Raw genomic sequence first — 16,952 nt, forward strand, 5'->3', positions numbered from 1 at the left:
GCATGTTATACCATATTTATATCCTTGACAACACTATTGTGAGGTATAAAGTTCCTGAGTGGTGGCTTGAGTGGCGTGTGTATATCCCTATGAGTAGCGCTTCCAGTGTGGAGACAAGAAGGAGGTTGTTTTATAGGAGTGCACACCGTGGGTGTAAGGAGATGGACATACTTCTCGGAGCCTTTGCCGGTAACAATCTTCACCTACTGAGGGCTGAGAAGCTGGCTAATTATGAGGTCATCGTGGACCTAGATGATGAGACTCTGTACTCCTACATTGTGGGTAGAGTAGAAGTGCCGGACAATATAGACCGAGAGTTGATAGGGCTGATAGCAGATTATGCCCGCAGAAAGTAGAAAAGTTGTGTTTGGAGTATTACGGGTATGAATACAGAGCTCTTGAATGTGTTTCTGTTGGCATTTGGTGGTGGGGCTCTACTGAATTTCATGCCGTGTGTATTTCCTATTCTTTCGCTTAAGATAATGTCATTGGTCAGGCAGAGAACAGAGGGCAGGGAAGGCGTCGTGCAGGACTGCCTTTTCTATGCTGCTGGGGTTTTGCTAAGCATGTTGTGCCTGACTGGGGCATTGCTTGTGTTGCGTGCCACAGGTAGTTTTTTGGGTTGGGGATACCAGCTTCAGTCACCAATGCTGGTGACTGCCTTGCTCTACATAACCTTTCTCATGGGTCTGTCTTTTTCCGGGTGGTATGAAGTGCATTTGGGGGCTTTTTGGAGGGCTAACCCCATGGGTGGTAGATATGTTGAGAGCTTTATGGCAGGTGTGCTATCAACGGTGATAGGAACTCCATGTGCTGCTCCTTTCATGGTGTCAGCAGTGAGTGTGGCGCTCTTGCAGCCTGGTTGGTATTCTTTGTTCGTTTTTCAATTTATGGGGCTGGGAATAGTTTTCCCCTATCTTATGTTTGCGCTAGTTCCGGGAGCTGTAACACTGCTACCTAAGCCTGGTAAGTGGACAGAATATTTAAAGCAATTTCTGGCATTTCCCATGTATCTGACTTCTGTCTGGCTTTTGCATGTCCTTGTTAGCCAGAAAGGTGTTGCCGTGTTGTTTCCCGCGCTCTGTTCGGTAGTGGCTCTGGTACTGTTAATTTGGCTCCTTAGGTGTGTTGCTGAGGTAGGAAAGATCTCGCAGGGAGTGGCGTTGCTGTTGACGGTGGCTATGTTGGTTTTCTCATCCATATATATAGGTCAGAGTGCTACAGAAAACCCTTCGAACATTGCCGACCCTGTTGATACGCAGTTTTCAAGTGCCAACTTACAGCGCCTGCTCGATGCTGGGGAAAACGTGTTTGTGGCCGTGGGTGCGGAGTGGTGCTTGCTATGTAAGACCAATGAGGTTCTCATAGGTTCAGAGAAAGTGCGAGAAGTTTTCCGCGCATACAATGTTAAGTATGTCCAGGCATCCTGGACTAAAATGGATCCTGAAGTTACCGATTACCTGCGAAGTGTGGGATATGGTAGCGTGCCATGTTATGTTTTATACGTTAAGGGAAAGAGGATTAAGGAACAGCTTCCCACCCAGCTTTTAAGTGATGAGAAGCTCGTATCATTTCTTGTGAAAAACCTAGAAGATCGCTAGAGGACAGGTGCTAGGTCGTTGCTTGATCCGGAGCGAACAGCGAACGCACCTTGTGGTAAAGCGACATTAGGTGATCGCAAATTCTGCAAGGCTTGCTGATACCTTTCAGGGCATAAACAGGCACGGTATACTCTGACAGTGTCCCTGATTTTACTAACAGTGTTCCCACCTCTTCCCCTTTTTTCACAGGAACATCGAGGTCGCTCTTTGGGGAAATAAAAGCTTTTACCTCATGCCGAAAATCTTTAGGATGTGATACAATAACATCTTGTGTCACTAGTACTGGAAGCTTAACGAACGCGTGTTTTTGTATAGGTATTGTGCCTACAGTGCTGCCCGCGTGAAATATTGTCTGAATGTCGAACTTGTTAAACCCATACAAGATGAGTTTTTTTGTTTCGTATGCTCTCGCGAGCTCAGTTTTTAAACCATTTATCACCACTAAAACGCGGCGATTGTCCCGGTGTGCTGAGGCAATCATGCCGTAGTCACCACTGGGAGTATGCCCGGTCTTTATGCCATCTACCATTATGTTATTGTAGTTCAAAAGTGCATTGTAATTTTTCTGAGTTTTCCCGTTGTAGGAAAACTGCTTTTCTCCGAAGAAGTAGTAATACTCTGGGAAATCCTGCAACATGCGCACAGCCAGAGTTAGCATGTCTCGCACGGACATGGAGTTAAGGTTAGGCCAACCAGTAGCGTTTTTAAAGGTGCTATTTGTCAAATGCAGCTCTTGTGCGACCTTGTTCATTTCATCTACGAACGCTTCCTGTGAATTATAGAGTCCCTCAGCAAGAGTAATGGATGCATCGTTTCCCGATGCGACTGCGGTGCCCATTATAAGGTCATGCACCTTTACCATTTGTCCCTCTTCGAAAAAAGCTGATGGTGGGCCTGCTCGTACGGCGTTTGCGGAAACTTTTAAGCTGTCATCGAGACTTAGTTTGCCGGCTTTTAGGTGTTGAAACACTATATATAGCGTCATTAGCTTGCTCATAGAGGCTGCCGAAGTTGGAGTGTCTATGTCTCTCTCGAACAATATGGTCCGTGTCCCATATTCGTAGACGACTATGTGCGGCGCCCTTACGTGCCGGGAAATCGCAAACGAACTCCACGGCATGAGAAGCGTCAAGACGCAGAAACAAACCTTCAATAATTTTAAAAGGACTTTGTTGTGGTGTGCTGTCACAAAAAACCACGGAAATTAATTGGGGCAGTTATACTATGCATATGTAATGATCAACAATAAAAAACTTTTTTGCCCGAGACTATTGGCACATTTATGCGCACATTAGTGATTGAGCATGTGAAAATACCGGCTTTTAACTGCACCTCGGCAAAGGTTAAATGCTATGCACACTAGTTCACCGCAGCACGCCACTAGGGTATGGAAGATTGGATGTTGAACGATTGTTAGTGTTGTGTATCCCAGATACTATACATTAAGCGTTCGATTTCAATGCTATAAAGCGTAGTAAGTAACACGTGGTCTGTTCCGAATTCACAGATGCCTTGGGATACCAGCACCCGTGGCTGACTGGTTAAGCCAGCAAATAAGGTAAGCGCGCATGCACACGGCTGTTCTCCGGGTTGATGCTCATAAGTTATGAGAGCACGATCCAGCCGACATTTCACCCCTGTTTTTAAGTTATAGAGCACCAAGTTGGTTGCCAAGAGCTACATAAGTTGGGGGTTGATGACTCGCGTTTGTTATGCATTAGGAACGCAATTTGCTTGGTTATTGTGTGTATTTAGTGTTTTGCTTCTTCAAGCAGGTATATTACTGCCGTGATCGAAGATGGCCCATTCAGTGTTCCCTAGAGAGGGCATTTTTGTAGTGTATCTAGCTGTTGCCTCGACTTTTATTTGTCATTGCCGGTTAAGGTTGGCATAGATTACTGCTAAAAGGATGATGAGTAGTAGGGAATGTTTCAAAGTTATGATGGTATTGCTCCCAGGGTTGATAAGACGGCATTTGTCGCTAGCAATGCCTCTATTATCGGTGATGTGGTCATTGGAAAAAACGTGAGTGTGTGGTACGGAGTGGTGCTGCGTGGTGACGTAGACAAAATATTTGTGGGAGAAGGAACTAATATACAAGACAACACTGTTGTTCACACTGATAGCGAACATGGCAAGACGGCAATCGGCAAATTTGTTACGGTGGGGCATGGGTGCATCTTGCATGCTTGTACTGTGATGGATCGGGCCTTTGTGGGTATGGGGTCCACCGTTATGGATCGCTCCATCATGGAAGAAGGCAGTATGTTGGCGGCCGGATCATTGCTCACCCGAGGTAAGGTAATTAAGTCTGGTGAGCTTTGGGCAGGAAGGCCAGCAAAGCTATTGCGTGTAATGTCGGAAGAGGAGATTTTACATCTGCAAAAGTCCGCGGAAAGCTATATAGAGCTATCGCGCAAATACCTGGAGCCTAGCGTCTGATCTGTGTTTGACATTAGAGGATTCTGGTGAGTATACTCCACTCCAGTCTGTCGTTATAGTAGTAGTTCTGGTTTCTTATGGGTGAGTCTGTAGAGGTAAAGGCCGAAAATCTTGGGGGTGAATCTATATTAGAAGCTCCAGTAAGGGTATTGAAGAAAGTTGGTGATGTTGTCACTGACGAGGAAGTGCTCTTTATCGTTGAGACGGATAAGTCATCGTTGGAAATAGCAGCGCCCGTGAGCGGTATGATAGCTGAGTTACGTGTTGCTGACGAAGAGATTGTGACCCGGGGACAGGTGCTGGCGGTAATTACGCAGCAAGAAGCTGGTGCTACTGTTCCTTCTGCGGGGCATGGGAGCGCTGGTGTTGGTGAGTCAAGGAAGGAAGCTCCAGATGGCGCTGAGGAGAGTCCTAAAGAGTCTGTAGAACACAAGAGCGCAGTTTCGACTCAGGGATTGGGAACCCCAAGTGTTAGTGATTTCATTGCGGGTATGGGATCTACGCCCGCGGGGCGCGCTTTGAAAAAGTCTTGTGAGGCGCGCAGTGATGTCAACATAAGAGCGGAAGTTAGTGTTACGGCGCCCTTAGGTGTTGCAATTGTAGGCGGTGAAAGGCGGGTCAAGATGAGTAAGATCCGTCAAGTGATTGCGGCGCGGTTGAAGGAGTCACAGAACACAGCTGCCATTCTAACCACCTTCAATGAGGTGGATATGAGCAGTGTAATGGCGTTGCGTGCCAAGTACAAAGATAATTTCATGAAGAGGTATGACGTCAAGCTAGGCTTCATGTCATTCTTTATCAAGGCGGTTGTTCTTGCGCTTGCGGAGATACCGGTTCTCAATGCGGAAATCTCTGGCGATGAGATAATATATAAGGACTACTGTAATATCGGAGTTGCTGTGGGTACGGACAAGGGGTTGGTGGTACCCGTAATCAAGGGGGCTGATTCCATGTCTCTTGCCGAAATGGAGAGGGCTCTTGTTGATCTTAGTGTAAAAGCGAGAAGCGGCAAGATCTCTGTTGCCGATATGTCTGGTGCGACCTTCACCATCACAAACGGTGGTGTTTATGGATCGCTGTTGTCTACCCCTATAATTAATCCTCCGCAGTCTGGTATATTGGGGATGCATGCTATCCAAGATCGTCCGGTTGCGATTGATGGGAAGGTGGAGATCAGGCCTATGATGTATCTTGCGCTTTCTTATGACCATAGAATAGTTGACGGGCACGGGGCTGTGACATTTTTGGTTAGGGTGAAGCAATATGTTGAAGATCCCAGTAGGATGGCATTAGGTATCTAGGGGTCTGCCGCATGGGGCGCAATGTAATTACCAGACACTCTAAGGAAGATTTTGTGCATATGCGCCGGGCGGGCGTGTTAGCAGCTCAGGTGCTGGATTACATAACTCCTCACGTGTTACCTGGTGTCACAACGAACGCACTTAACGATCTATGTCATGATTTTATAGTCTCCAAGGGAGCCATTCCTGCACCGTTAGGCTATAGAGGCTATCCCAAATCTATATGTACTTCGAAAAATTTCGTTGTTTGTCACGGAATTCCCGATGATGTGGCGCTCAAAGATGGGGACATAGTGAACATAGATGTTACGGTAATCCTCGATGGTTGGCATGGTGACACTAGTAGGATGTACTGGGTTGGCGATAATGTGTCTGTCAAGGCTAAGCGTGTGTGTGAGGCTAGCTATAAAGCTATGTGGGCGGCTATTAATAGAATAAGACCCGGGAAGCAGCTGAATGTTATAGGATTGGCTATCGAAGAGGAAATAAGCAAATATGGGTATTCGATAGTGACTGACTACTGTGGTCACGGTATTGGGAAGGAGTTTCATGCGCCGCCGAATGTGGTTCACTATTATGATCCGGATGATGATGTGATCATAGAAGAAGGCATGTTTTTTACCGTGGAGCCCATGATAAATTCTGGTAAACGCCATACGGTGCTTGATCGCAAGGATGGGTGGACGGTATCCACTAAGGATTTTTCGCTTTCGGCGCAGTTTGAACACACTTTGGGAGTTACTTCAGATGGAGTTGAGGTATTTACTGTATCTCCAAAAAATTGGAACTTTCCTCCTTATCTATAGAGCTTTGACCTAAGCCTTGCCAGACGATAGGGTCGTATTCGTGGGTGTGCGTATGTACCATTGGTTCGTGTTGCTATGAGGGTTTAGTTTGTGCTATGGGCTCGACAAAGCTTGCAGTTTTATTAGAAGAAGCTACTTCAATCCTGGGGAGGGTCGGCGCCGGAACGCCAATCCTGGATGCTACCCTTATCGCTGGACATGTTTTCTCGCTAAGTAACATAGAGATCATTACCAATCCTGACCTTGTGGTCAGAGAAGCAAAAGCCAAAGAGTTTTTTGAAGCCATAGCCCGGAGGATAGCCGGTGTTCCGGTATCGCACATTTTGCACAAGAGAGAATTTTGGAGCATGGATTTTAGGGTTTGTTCTGATGTTTTGGATCCACGGCAAGATACCGAAACAGTAATTTCTACCGCAATAGATTTATATACCAATCCTGGTTGCAGAATTACCATTGCGGATCTTGGTACAGGGACAGGGTGCATCATAATTGCGTTGCTTTCGCACTATAAAAATGCTGTAGGCGTCGCATATGAAAAAAGTGCTAGAGCGTATCGCGTTGCATTACAAAACTTGCAGAAATATGACATGGCCAGAAGGGTTCGCCTGTGCAGAGCAAGCTGGGAGCGGTGTAGAGGCAAGTTTGACCTGATAGTCAGCAATCCACCATACATCAAGAGGTCAAAGCTTGCGGGGTTGCAGCCCGAAGTGAGGTGTCATGAGCCTATTCAAGCTCTTGATGGCGGCGTGCGAGGCATGGAGCAGTACCTACAGATCTTTCAGGTTATAAATAGGTGTTTAAAGCGGGATGGTAGAGCAATTCTTGAAATTGGCGAAGATCAGAAAAAAATCAGAACGGAAGCTTTGCAGTGGGGTCTTGGCTTTTGTGGCTATGTTAAAGATTTAGCTGGGCGTAACAGATGTGTTATATTAAAAAAGCAGCGCTGATTTTGGCATTTTCCCGATTTTCTGTATTGCACACGGGATGAAGATGATGGTTGATGGAGTGTGTTACTACGTCCAACGGGTAACGCCAGACTATGAGCTTGTATAGCATAGGGTGAGGTTTGCTGTGGCTCAGTGCTGCGTGCTGGTTGTGTTCTTCAGGCATGTTTATAGTTAGCACTTCTGGTAATCTATAACGCTCCAGTGCAAGGATATAGTTTTCTATGTCAACTCCTGCCGTAGCTTCCATAATCGCGAGAGGTTTCTGCTGCGTTTGAACATGCTTCTAATATTGTGTGTTAAAAGCGTCTTGGTGAGGAGCTTTGGTACATTGTGCTAAGGTCGGGAGCCTTCTGAATTGGGATAGGCCTTAATTTGGTCTCAGGCATATTTGTAAAAGGCTTTTGCGAAACTAATATTATGTGAAGGGATAAGAGAGGTCGTGCTCAGAAGTCTCTATTTGCACAAAGACATGCAAGAATGTGCGGTCTTTTCCTGCACGAAAATACTAGGTGTTTTTATTTAGTAGATAACATAGGCACCGCTTAGTCCCGCATTCCAGCTCTCAGGTACTGTCAACAACAAATTGGCTGTAGGGAACAGCATAGTGATTGTTTAGCATGTAGATTTTGCTATATCCATTTTGTGGCAGATTGCAGAGCAAGCGCGCTACTATGACAATATGTTCTGTTGTAGCGTTCAAACGGGATAGTGTTTATTGAATATGGTAACAACTGCCTTTTTGCGCGTGGTATGTTATGGGAGCTTTACACTTACTGTAGCGGATTTAAGTGTATACAGAGGCTGCGATACCGGTGCTAGGTAAGGACAAAGCATAATGCTAACGAGACTTGGATTAAGGTTGTTTGTGCTTTAGATTCTTGTTGTGACCACATTACTTCATGTGTCATGTGCCAAACTGACAATCTCTAGCACATGTCGACGCAGATTGAAGCTGTAGTACATGGTTGATTTTCAGAACGCTTTTAAGTTCTGGTGCATACGTTTTGTGCTTCACTATCTGTAAGAGTTTGTACTGAAGCCTTGTTTTTGGCTGCATGTCATAATCTACAAACGCTTTGGTGGGCTTGGTCAGCTATCTTTGGGGATGAACGCTTTCCTATACCACAAAGTACATTTGAAAATGCTTGGAAAACTGCACACAGGTTAGCTCCGCCTTTTGGCTGTCCATGCCGCATGGGACTTCTCCCACTGCACAACGTTGGTTGACACTAATGGTAGGGATTCAGTCGTCTGTGACTGCCATATGTCATCCCCCCCCCCTCCTACGCACGGTATCTACCGACGGGACGAGTTCGCGTTATTCTATGCCGTGGTGTTTGGACGGCATCGGGAGGGTCAAAGCTCTAGTTCGCCTGATTCATACAGTGCATAAAGGTCGTCACAGCCACCGATGCTTTTGCCATCGATAAAAATCTGGGGCACTGTTTTCCTGCTGGAACGCTCTACCATTTCCCTATGCGCGTCTGGATCATTGGTGACATCAATCTCTCGGAATGGCACACTTTTTTTGTTGAACAAAGCCTTGGCCTTAGTACAATACGGGCAGGGAATTTTGGTGTATATGAGAATATCGCGCATATAGCTCTCCTTTCACTGATCCGTGTGCTTGGCTAGCATAGCTTCGTTAGTATGTAAAGTATTGTTTGTATGGAATTGCTGCATGGGTGTTCTTGCGCCAAAGATGTTGTTTTGGCGTTCGGGAATTTTGACGGGGTACACAAGGGGCATGCACATGTTTTTTCGGAGGTCAAGCGCGTAGCGGCACAGCAAGGGTTAGCCGCAGCAGTTTTAACTTTTCAGCCCCATCCAGCAGTCTTTTTAAAATGTCGGGAGAACTTTTTGTTGTGTGATTTCGAGCAGAAAGTTCAGCTAATTAGTGAACATGGCATGGACTACTTGTGTGTTGCAGACTTTGATGCAGAATTTTCCAAGATGTCGCCAGAGCAGTTTATAAGAGATGTGCTGGTAAAAAATTGCAAGGTCAAGTATGTGGTGGTGGGAGAAAATTGTGTTTTTGGGCACAAATGCGCTGGAAATCTTGGGTTATTGCGGCGCTACTCCGGACATTGCGGGTATGAGGTTGCTTCTGTTAGGCAGTTCGTTATCGATGGAGGGGTGTGCTCATCGTCTGCAATTAGAGAGTTGCTGTTGATGGGAGATGTAGAAAGGGCTAGTAAGCTTCTGGGTAGGAATCACGCGGTTCGCGGCAAAGTAGTTCGCGGATGTGCCAGGGGGCGCACCATTGGTTTTCCAACGTTGAATCTTAGCTTAGATAACCTGGTTCTTCCTCGCAAGGGCGTATACAAATCACGGGTTAGTATTGATGGAGGAGAATGGCTTCAAGGAGTAGCCAACGTAGGTGCTAGACCAACATTTTCGGACGGAGAGCGTACTATATTGGAAATGCACATATTTGACTTTGACGAAGATTTATATGGCCGTTCTGTGACCGTGGAACTTCTTGGTTTTGTGCGGCCAGAGCAAAAATTCCTGGGTATAGAGCAACTTGTGGCGCAGATTGGGCGGGATATCTCAGCCGTGAGAGGCCAACTCCGCACTTGATATATGTGGAGAGTTGTTTTCGCTTGTCATTTACTGCAGGACCGGTATTATACACCCACCTTTTCGTGTGGTTGTAGTTGCGCCATGAAAAAATTTTTCACTAGTGTTGCGGTCCTTGTCCTCGCAGTGGCGCTCGATCAGCTCAGTAAGTGGTATGCAGCTGCGCTTTGCGCAACTGCGGGTGGCGGTGTATCGCTGTTTAAGTTTTGCAATATAGTGCGGGTTTGGAATCCGGGCATAAGTTTCGGTATGTTCAGCACGATAAAGAATGGCAACATAGCCTTCATGGGGGTTTCCGTTATAATAACGTGCGTGCTGGCGTTTATGTTGATGCGGGAGCGCACTATTTCCAGGGTTATTTGTTTGGGCTTAATAATAGGCGGAGCCTTAGGGAATTTCATAGATCGGGTGCGTGTGGGGGCGGTTTATGACTTTATTGACTTGCACGTAGCAGGGTGGCATTGGCCTGCCTTTAACATAGCGGATGCATGTATCTTATGCGGTGTTATTACGTTTTTGTTTCTAGAGCTGAGGAGTAAAAAAGATCACGAGGCAGGAAGCGACACGTAAGTGCGCCGCTTATTAGTGTAACTTAACACTTTACCATTAGCGTTGCCGGAAGGCTTTGTTTTACTTTTGGATCGTAGGGATGAAGGGAATTTTTTCAGCTTTGCTACTGGTTATCTTGCTCTTTTATAGTGGGAGGGGGTATTCAGGTACATCAGAGTCGCAGGGAGTGCGCTCCTTTGAGCTAAGAAATGGCATGAAGGTCTATGTAGTACCCGATCATCGTTTGCCGGTTGTTATGCACATTCTGGTTTATAAAGTCGGAGGGGTTGACGATCCTAGAGGTCTGTCCGGTATGGCCCACTATTTCGAGCATTTAATGTTTTCTGGCACTGAGAAGTACCCAAAATTTGACGAAGTGCTCGATGGGCTAGGGGGTAGGTTTAACGCGGGTACAGGCAGGGAATTCACTGTTTACTATGAGCTCGTTAATAAGCAACATCTTCCTTTGATTATGTCTATGGAAGCGGATAGAATGCAGTATCTCAAACCCACAGATCAAGTTATTGAGCGAGAGCGCAATGTGGTGCTCGAAGAAAGAAAGATGCGCGTGGAAAGCACGCAACGTGGCGTTATCCGTGAAGAAGTCGAGAGCGTGTTTTTCCACAAAAATGGTTATGGAGCTTCGGTTGTGGGTTGGGAGCACGAGATGGCCAACTATGATCGCGCCGCTGTTGATAGTTTCTATGATGAGCATTACAGCCCCAACAACGCGATACTGCTGTTGGTTGGAGATGTAGACTATGCGCAGGTTTTTAAACTGGCAGATAAGTACTATGGTAAAATCCCCAACAGAAATAAGTTGGGGAAGAAAAGATTTCCTGTGAGACTGGAGCCAAGTCACAGAAGTGACATAGTGGTAAGGTTGGCTCACCCTTCGGTTTCTCATCCTGAGTCGCTGGTGTTGTACAGGGCTCCCAGTTTTAAAACTACTCGAGATTTTAAAGCAAGGGCTGCCACGGCAATGGCAGCAGATATAGTTTCGGGAGATGGATTTGGGGTGTTGTATGATGAGCTTGTGCGAGAAAGGTCTTTGGCATTAGGTGTTGCCGCGTCTTATGAGTACGGTGATGGTATGGTTGTGCTGAAAATAGATCCGAAATTGGATTCCGTGCCAGAAGCAGTAAATAGGGAGGCGAAGGCCATTATTGCGCGGCTTATAAGTAATGGTGTCTCCGAAGAGCAAGTGCAAAGTGCTAAGTACAGGAATATGGCAAGCTTGATGTATGTTCTTGATGGCATGGATAAGGCGTGGTTTTACGCCGAACTGTTAGCGTTTGGAGTCGAAATACAATCACCTGATGAATACTCTAGAGCCCTGGAGAGTATTACTGTGGAAGATGTAAACCGGGCATTGAAGAATGTGTTTTCGGGAGCCACGGTTGAGGCATATCTGGTTCATAAAGCTGAGATGGTGCCAGATGAAAACGAACAAGCTCAGTCTCAAAATGAAGCAAGCGTGGAGGGAGCGCTATGAGGAAACATGTGGCAAGCGTGTTGTGCGGGGTTTTTCTGTTTTTAAGTATGAAAACCTTTGCTGGCGGTGTGGACTTAGATGTTCGGGATGTCACCACGCAATATGGTATTAACTATTGGTATGTCCATGAAAATTCTCTTCCTATTGTGTCAGTGAGCATGGCGTTTAAACATGCGGGTTCTTTATATGATCCAGATGGAAAAAAAGGTTTAGCGTCGTTGGCGGCATCTCTAGTGCTTCGTGGTACGACGAAAGACGGTGAAAACATCGGTAGGAGGTTGAGAGAGCAGGGAGTAGCCCTAGGTATTTCTGTCGACAAGGATAATTTATACATAAGATTAAAGGCTCTTGCTGAGAACCTTGACTTTGCCCTATCTATGATAGGTTATAGCTTGGTAAAAGCTCCCGTGGAAGATGTGTCCTTTTTGACCGAGAAGGAGCTACAAAAGGCTGTAATAAGACGAAATGTTGGTGATCCCGCGGAGCTTGCTGATGGAATGTTGTCGAAAATTCTTTTTGGTGATAGTCCCCACGCGTACCAAATAGAAGGTTCCGTTGAAACAGTGGATAAGATTACGCTAGGAGATATAAACGATTATAGAAACATCAGCTTTGACCTTGATAAAATGGTAGTTAGTGTTGTAGGTGACGTGAGCTCTGAAGCTGTATCCAGTATGTTGGACATGTACTTTTCTGGATTGGCAAGGGGGCAGAACAAAAGAGTCGTAGACAAAGCGGTGCCTAACGTAGGTTTGCGTGGGTACGTGCACCATGAAGCTCCGCAAAGTGTAATAGTTTTTGCGGCCAATGGAATTTCGCGTAAGGATGATAACTACCCTCTTGCTGAAGTTCTTAGCAACGCCATAGGAAGGGGCAATAGCCTGACTTCAGTGTTGATGCGTGAGTTGAGAGGAAAGCGTGGAATTACATACCGAGTAATGGCTTCGATGCAGCATATGGAAGGGGTAGACTTATTTTCTGGGTTACTGTACACGGACGGTTCTACTGCCGAAGAGGGCGTAGAAGCTTTATTGGAGACTATAGAATCCGTGAGGACTAATGGGATTGACAAGAGCACTTTCAACGTTGCTATCGCCAATATTGTGAACTCGTTTACATATGCCTTCCTGGATACAGCGTCTGCAGCTGCAACCTTGACTGATCTCCAGATGCTTGGGTTTGATACCGATTACATAAAAGAACATGGTACCAAATATCGTTCCATTAACCTTCAGGATGTGAACAAATTTGCTAAGAGCTTTCTTGGAGGTTTCACCATTGTAGAGGTAGGAGAGACAAGTCATATTGGTGCGACTGTTCTGTCTTAAGTGGTGCAAACGGGTCCCGTGGAAGAAGGTGGCGGGTCCTGAATGTATTTGGCATTTTTGTGTCTTCTCCAGTAACAAGCCTGCCTTACCCGGTAGTAGGTGTTTCCCTTCCTGACGGTTGCGACCGTACAAAAAAACGGTATAATTCGGGCAATGTGATTGCATTTTCTACCCAGAATTCTGGTGACTTTTGCCGGCAATGCAGGATGTGTGTATATGATAAACGGTAGTGCACTAGTAGACAAAGAGCTCGCGTCTGTCCTACAAAGACCAGCGTTCAAGAAGGTTTATTTCAGAGCGGGGGTGTTGTGTGCAGTGTTGTTTGCAGGTGGCATCGCGTTTTCTATATCGCTTGCGGTGTCTACGGGGAAGCTGATTCGTATTGATACGCCCATATTTGGTGTAGCCGTTGTGTTTTCAGTGCTCTTCCTACTAAGCCTAGTATACTTAGTGGTCGTGGCTGCGCTAGAGAGGAGGAGTTGTAGACTTGTATCTGCCGAAGGAAGGGTGGCTTCTAGTACTTTGGTGAAGGAAGGACACATGCATCTACGGGTCACAAGGCAGGGTAATAGGGGTGGCTATGGCCCGGTCCAGGAGGCACTGGTATATATTTCTGTGTTGTCGCTTTTAGTGGCTCTCGGTGCTCTAGGGACGATGGTGGGACAGGCTACTTCGGCTGCCGACAGCTCACTTGCTTTGCATTCGATGATTGTTGGTGGTTCTCCAGTGGGGATTGTATTCCTGGTTGCCGTAGGGGTGTTTCTGGTTGGATTCTTGGGGTTATTTATTGCTAGGGTGTTTGAAGAAGAGGGCGTGTCAAACGTTCGGGTCTTTGTCTTTCCTGAGTGTGCACTGCGCCCAAAGGGAGTGCTGGATGTGTTTTCTGATGGGGCGGAAGGTGACGTGGCTGCAAAGTCAGCAGTAAGCAAAGATGCTGGTACGGATTCTGCAGCTGGTGGCACTGAGGTAAAAAGTTGTGAAGTAGCAGCCCCCAGCTGCGTTTCTGACATGCTATTAAGCGCAGCGTACATTAACTCCATGTTGAAGGAGAGTAAGCACAGCAACAGAAACACGACCATAGAGTGCATTGTTTCTACGGAAAGTCTGGGTAAATGCTCTTCTGTCTTGTGTAGTGCCTGATTCTGCAAAGTTTAAGTTTAGCGCGCTGGGCGTATTTCTATAGGATGTATGGCCTCTTCAATGGTGGTGACTAGCTTGTTGCTGTTGAGTCGTGAGACGCAAGTTTTTTCAAGCTTAAGCTCAAAAAGGCAGTGTTGTAAGCTATATTCACGTGTCATTCTTGGAGTATTGGTTCCTCCTCCGCACCGAAGTAAGTTCGGAGAATTTCCTTGAATAATACCCGATGCGCAGCGAGTTGTGTGACAGCTATCATCATACGAATCCTGCATTGTTTAGTCCCGCATGTTGTATACGACTAGATTGTTTAAAGCTGACTGAGGCGGGTTCATAAATGAGATGAAGTATCACAAAAAATTTATGAGGTTATTGCGCACTGCTTGCAGGAGCTCGGGGTGAATTTAATTTTTTGCTACGTTTCACAGATGGGTTTTGTGCCACGTGTACTCAGCCCTTACCATACACGATTGTTTGTTGACTTTTTTTTCTATATGCTACCTAGTATGGCATCGCCGCGGCTGGCGGATGAAGTAGTGTCTCGTTTCTGTGGTGGTTACTGCATCATGATCGTGAGTTTTTGCTTAGGAGGTAGGTTATGGATGGAGTTGAAGGTGCAGCAGTTACCCGTCTAGGTAGGGCCCGTTTGGTGGCTAAAATGTGTGCGGTAATGCTAGGTGTGAGCCTTGCAGTTTTTGGTTTCTGTGCAGCATACGTTATTGCATCTGGTGCTACGCTGTTGGAATTGAATGCAGCGGTGCTAGCCTTTTTTGTTTCTTTAGCAGCTGCTTTTCTTTCCATGCTGGGATGTCTGATATTTTCTGTGAAACTCCGTGCTATAGATGAGTATGATATTTCCTTGGCGCTGCCCGATTGGACTTATGTTCGTGAGAACAGTCTTAGGCCAGATAGCATGGAAGGAACAGCTGGGCAACATTCTAGCGTTGGAACTGAGATAACAGTTAATGCTAGATGCAGGAAGTTGAGTGCCTTTGATTCTACGTCTGTAGTGATGGCTGTTGCGTTGGCAGCTGCTCTATGTACGTTCACTACTTTGCTGGGAATAATAGCTGCGCAAAATGCTGCTGCAGGGATAGGAGGGGTAGTATCTGCTATGCAAACACCCAATATTGTTGGCCAAGTGTGTTTGGCCGCGCTGGTGGTAGCTCTTTCCGTGTTGGTTATTAATTCCCTGCGCCACGATCTCTTTGGTCAAAGTACTAAGTTGATGGTGCTGGAAGACGGATACAGTAGGAGCTTTTCTGACAGAGAAGTGGTATCGATAGCTGAGAAAGTGAATTTCCAGCCGTCCGACATTACTCACGTGCGTATATACCGTGCTTAGGAGGAAGTAAACAGAAAGATTATCTCTTTCTTTATGGCATACAAACGGCCTCGGGGCAGTGTATTTTGGGGAACGAATAAGGTGCTCCTTTCAGGTGGAGGGTGTCGTCACTAAAGGCGTTTTATTTGTTGACTGTGTTCGGGTTGCTTTTCATGAATATGTATGACAGGGTAATCTCCCGGATATGGGATGTTGAGATGTCCGTTTCTATTGCGGGGTCAATGGAAAAAGATACCGGCATTAGTATTTTTTTGTTTGGTTCAAAGAACTGCTCTGTAAAGCAGAAGCACGCTATTTTGTAAAAATACTTTCCAGCTTGGGGCGGCGATACGTTATATATTGCCGTTCCAGATATGGGTGCTGACGACACATTTTGCGCTACATAGAATGCCAGCTTTTGAATGCCGGGAGTTACGTAAACATAGGGTGTTTCAGGTTTGAATTCTAGAGGGATATCGGTGGTAGTAGCGCTGAATCTCACCTTAATTTGTCTTGTGCCAATGGTGTTTTGCTTTAGAGATGATACTTTTTTCGGAGTTCCTCCATATCCGGTAACCTTACAAAAAATGCTGTATAGGGGGACTGATGCATAAGATAGCAAAAGCATTGACAGCACTACTGAGATCAGTAGGAACGCTAAGTTTGCTTTTCTGTTTTTCATAGGGAAGAGTGATGATCGGAAAACATAAGTTATGCCTTTGTTCCATTTTCTTGCGTTAATTCTTCAAGTAAAAGACGTGCTGCTGCGATTTCTGCACTTTTTTTGTTTTTTCCGGATGCCGATACTGTTCTGTAGTCGGATAGTTGCACTTCTACCGTAAACTTCGGGCAATGTTCCAGACCAGTTTTATTTACTACTCTGTAAACGGGGACAGGTAAGTTTCTGCTTTGTGCCCATTCCTGTAATGCCGTCTTGGGATCTACAAGCTGTAACTCCGATATTTTATTTATGAGAGGTCCCCAATATCTTGCTACAAACTCCTGTGCAGCTAAAAGACCACCGTCAAGATATATTGCACCGATTAGAGCCTCTAACGCATTTTCCAAATTTTTCGCACTTGATCTACCACCGCAATCTTCCTCGCCTTTTGACATTTGGATCACACTTCCCAGGTTTATGGCTTCGGCAACTTCGACAAGGCGTTGACCACGCACTAAAGCTATTTTTTTCTTCGTAAGCAATCCCTCATCATCGTCAGTAAAGATATTAAATAGCATTTCTGATATCACAAATCCCAGTACTGTATCGCCAAGAAACTCCAGCCGCTCATAGTGTCCTTCCGAATTTTCCACGGTGCTGGGGTGCGTCATAGCTGTTTCCAAAAGATTTTGGCTCTCGAAGCAATACCCGATGTATTTTTGTAATTCCAACAACCGGGAATCTTTTTTCGATTGGTCACAGACCGCTCTTTTGTTCATAA

At 45.9% G+C, this 16,952-nt stretch carries 16 protein-coding genes; 12 read left to right on the top strand and 4 right to left on the bottom strand.

Annotated features, from left to right (window positions below):
• Positions 1–89: 89 nt before the first annotated feature.
• Both ANPL_RS04110 and ANPL_RS04115 read left to right on the top strand, forming a co-directional pair.
• A complete protein-coding gene (locus tag ANPL_RS04110; protein WP_169193468.1) occupies positions 90–356 on the top strand; it encodes an FAD assembly factor SdhE in 267 nt (88 codons plus the stop codon).
• 27 nt (positions 357–383) lie between these two features.
• Entirely contained in the window at positions 384–1,601 is a 1,218-nt protein-coding gene (locus ANPL_RS04115; RefSeq protein WP_169193469.1) for a protein-disulfide reductase DsbD family protein, read from the top strand.
• A 10-nt stretch (positions 1,602–1,611) separates the two neighbouring features.
• Here the strand turns inward: ANPL_RS04115 and ANPL_RS04120 are convergent, their stop codons facing one another.
• Positions 1,612–2,721: a D-alanyl-D-alanine carboxypeptidase family protein gene (locus ANPL_RS04120; RefSeq protein WP_169193470.1), complete on the bottom strand. Its 1,110-nt coding sequence runs from the start codon at positions 2,719–2,721 to the stop codon at positions 1,612–1,614.
• A gap of 806 nt (positions 2,722–3,527) precedes the next feature.
• On the opposite strand from ANPL_RS04120, the gene ANPL_RS04125 reads away from it, so the two are divergent.
• The 4 genes from ANPL_RS04125 to prmC all read left to right on the top strand — a co-directional run bounded on the left by ANPL_RS04125 (position 3,528) and on the right by prmC (position 7,097).
• Positions 3,528–4,043, top strand: a complete 516-nt coding sequence (locus ANPL_RS04125) for a gamma carbonic anhydrase family protein (protein ID WP_169193471.1) — start codon at positions 3,528–3,530, stop codon at positions 4,041–4,043.
• A 77-nt stretch (positions 4,044–4,120) separates the two neighbouring features.
• Positions 4,121–5,344, top strand: a complete 1,224-nt coding sequence (odhB, locus tag ANPL_RS04130; RefSeq protein WP_169193472.1) for a 2-oxoglutarate dehydrogenase complex dihydrolipoyllysine-residue succinyltransferase — start codon at positions 4,121–4,123, stop codon at positions 5,342–5,344.
• Positions 5,345–5,355: 11 nt separating this feature from the next.
• On the top strand, positions 5,356–6,150 hold the full coding sequence (gene map / locus ANPL_RS04135; protein ID WP_169193473.1) for a type I methionyl aminopeptidase: 795 nt from the start codon (positions 5,356–5,358) through the stop codon (positions 6,148–6,150).
• A 95-nt stretch (positions 6,151–6,245) separates the two neighbouring features.
• A complete protein-coding gene (prmC, locus tag ANPL_RS04140; RefSeq protein WP_169193474.1) occupies positions 6,246–7,097 on the top strand; it encodes a peptide chain release factor N(5)-glutamine methyltransferase in 852 nt (283 codons plus the stop codon).
• Between the two features lie 1,356 nt (positions 7,098–8,453).
• On the opposite strand, the gene grxC is transcribed toward prmC, so the two are convergent.
• A complete protein-coding gene (gene grxC / locus ANPL_RS04145) occupies positions 8,454–8,696 on the bottom strand; it encodes a glutaredoxin 3 (RefSeq protein WP_169193475.1) in 243 nt (80 codons plus the stop codon).
• A 69-nt stretch (positions 8,697–8,765) separates the two neighbouring features.
• On the opposite strand from grxC, the gene ANPL_RS04150 reads away from it, so the two are divergent.
• The 6 genes from ANPL_RS04150 (at position 8,766) to ANPL_RS04175 (ending at position 15,531) form a co-directional block, all read left to right on the top strand.
• A complete protein-coding gene (locus tag ANPL_RS04150) occupies positions 8,766–9,680 on the top strand; it encodes a bifunctional riboflavin kinase/FAD synthetase (RefSeq protein ID WP_169193476.1) in 915 nt (304 codons plus the stop codon).
• Positions 9,681–9,764: 84 nt separating this feature from the next.
• Complete coding sequence (gene lspA, locus ANPL_RS04155; protein WP_169193477.1) at positions 9,765–10,250, top strand: signal peptidase II; 486 nt, start codon at positions 9,765–9,767, stop codon at positions 10,248–10,250.
• A 79-nt stretch (positions 10,251–10,329) separates the two neighbouring features.
• A complete protein-coding gene (locus ANPL_RS04160) occupies positions 10,330–11,724 on the top strand; it encodes a M16 family metallopeptidase (RefSeq protein WP_169193478.1) in 1,395 nt (464 codons plus the stop codon).
• The gene (locus ANPL_RS04165) at positions 11,721–13,052 is read left to right on the top strand and encodes a M16 family metallopeptidase (RefSeq protein WP_169193479.1); all 1,332 of its coding nucleotides are present in this window, start codon (positions 11,721–11,723) and stop codon (positions 13,050–13,052) included. The genes ANPL_RS04160 and ANPL_RS04165 overlap by 4 nt, the downstream gene beginning before the upstream one ends.
• 216 nt (positions 13,053–13,268) lie before the next feature.
• Positions 13,269–14,192 carry a hypothetical protein gene (locus ANPL_RS04170; RefSeq protein ID WP_169193480.1) on the top strand — a complete coding sequence of 308 codons (924 nt, stop codon included), beginning with the start codon at positions 13,269–13,271 and terminating at the stop codon, positions 14,190–14,192.
• 592 nt (positions 14,193–14,784) lie between these two features.
• Positions 14,785–15,531 (top strand): hypothetical protein, encoded by a 747-nt coding sequence (locus tag ANPL_RS04175; RefSeq protein WP_169193481.1) that lies wholly within the window; start codon positions 14,785–14,787, stop codon positions 15,529–15,531.
• A gap of 121 nt (positions 15,532–15,652) precedes the next feature.
• Here ANPL_RS04175 and ANPL_RS04180 read toward each other — a convergent pair whose 3' ends face one another.
• On the bottom strand, positions 15,653–16,192 hold the full coding sequence (locus ANPL_RS04180; protein WP_169193482.1) for a cytochrome c oxidase assembly protein: 540 nt from the start codon (positions 16,190–16,192) through the stop codon (positions 15,653–15,655).
• Between the two features lie 29 nt (positions 16,193–16,221).
• Positions 16,222–16,950 (bottom strand): ribonuclease III, encoded by a 729-nt coding sequence (gene rnc, locus ANPL_RS04185; RefSeq protein WP_169193483.1) that lies wholly within the window; start codon positions 16,948–16,950, stop codon positions 16,222–16,224.
• Positions 16,951–16,952 lie beyond the last annotated feature (2 nt).

It is taken from the genome of Anaplasma platys, from assembly GCF_012790675.1.
Taxonomy (GTDB): domain Bacteria; phylum Pseudomonadota; class Alphaproteobacteria; order Rickettsiales; family Anaplasmataceae; genus Anaplasma; species Anaplasma platys.

Bases quoted from the DNA above. Each gene is read 5' to 3' on its own strand.
- ANPL_RS04175 (WP_169193481.1), top strand. From the start codon at position 14,785: ATGGATGGAGTTGAAGGTGCAGCAGTTACCCGTCTAGGTAGGGCCCGT.
- ANPL_RS04160 (WP_169193478.1), top strand. From the start codon at position 10,330: ATGAAGGGAATTTTTTCAGCTTTGCTACTGGTTATCTTGCTCTTTTAT.
- ANPL_RS04150 (WP_169193476.1), top strand. From the start codon at position 8,766: ATGGAATTGCTGCATGGGTGTTCTTGCGCCAAAGATGTTGTTTTGGCG.
- ANPL_RS04180 (WP_169193482.1), bottom strand. From the start codon at position 16,192: ATGAAAAACAGAAAAGCAAACTTAGCGTTCCTACTGATCTCAGTAGTG.
- lspA (WP_169193477.1), top strand. From the start codon at position 9,765: ATGAAAAAATTTTTCACTAGTGTTGCGGTCCTTGTCCTCGCAGTGGCG.
- rnc (WP_169193483.1), bottom strand. From the start codon at position 16,950: ATGAACAAAAGAGCGGTCTGTGACCAATCGAAAAAAGATTCCCGGTTG.
- odhB (WP_169193472.1), top strand. From the start codon at position 4,121: ATGGGTGAGTCTGTAGAGGTAAAGGCCGAAAATCTTGGGGGTGAATCT.
- prmC (WP_169193474.1), top strand. From the start codon at position 6,246: ATGGGCTCGACAAAGCTTGCAGTTTTATTAGAAGAAGCTACTTCAATC.
- map (WP_169193473.1), top strand. From the start codon at position 5,356: ATGGGGCGCAATGTAATTACCAGACACTCTAAGGAAGATTTTGTGCAT.
- ANPL_RS04170 (WP_169193480.1), top strand. From the start codon at position 13,269: ATGATAAACGGTAGTGCACTAGTAGACAAAGAGCTCGCGTCTGTCCTA.
- ANPL_RS04125 (WP_169193471.1), top strand. From the start codon at position 3,528: ATGTTTCAAAGTTATGATGGTATTGCTCCCAGGGTTGATAAGACGGCA.
- ANPL_RS04115 (WP_169193469.1), top strand. From the start codon at position 384: ATGAATACAGAGCTCTTGAATGTGTTTCTGTTGGCATTTGGTGGTGGG.
- ANPL_RS04120 (WP_169193470.1), bottom strand. From the start codon at position 2,721: ATGCCGTGGAGTTCGTTTGCGATTTCCCGGCACGTAAGGGCGCCGCAC.
- ANPL_RS04165 (WP_169193479.1), top strand. From the start codon at position 11,721: ATGAGGAAACATGTGGCAAGCGTGTTGTGCGGGGTTTTTCTGTTTTTA.
- ANPL_RS04110 (WP_169193468.1), top strand. From the start codon at position 90: ATGAGTAGCGCTTCCAGTGTGGAGACAAGAAGGAGGTTGTTTTATAGG.
- grxC (WP_169193475.1), bottom strand. From the start codon at position 8,696: ATGCGCGATATTCTCATATACACCAAAATTCCCTGCCCGTATTGTACT.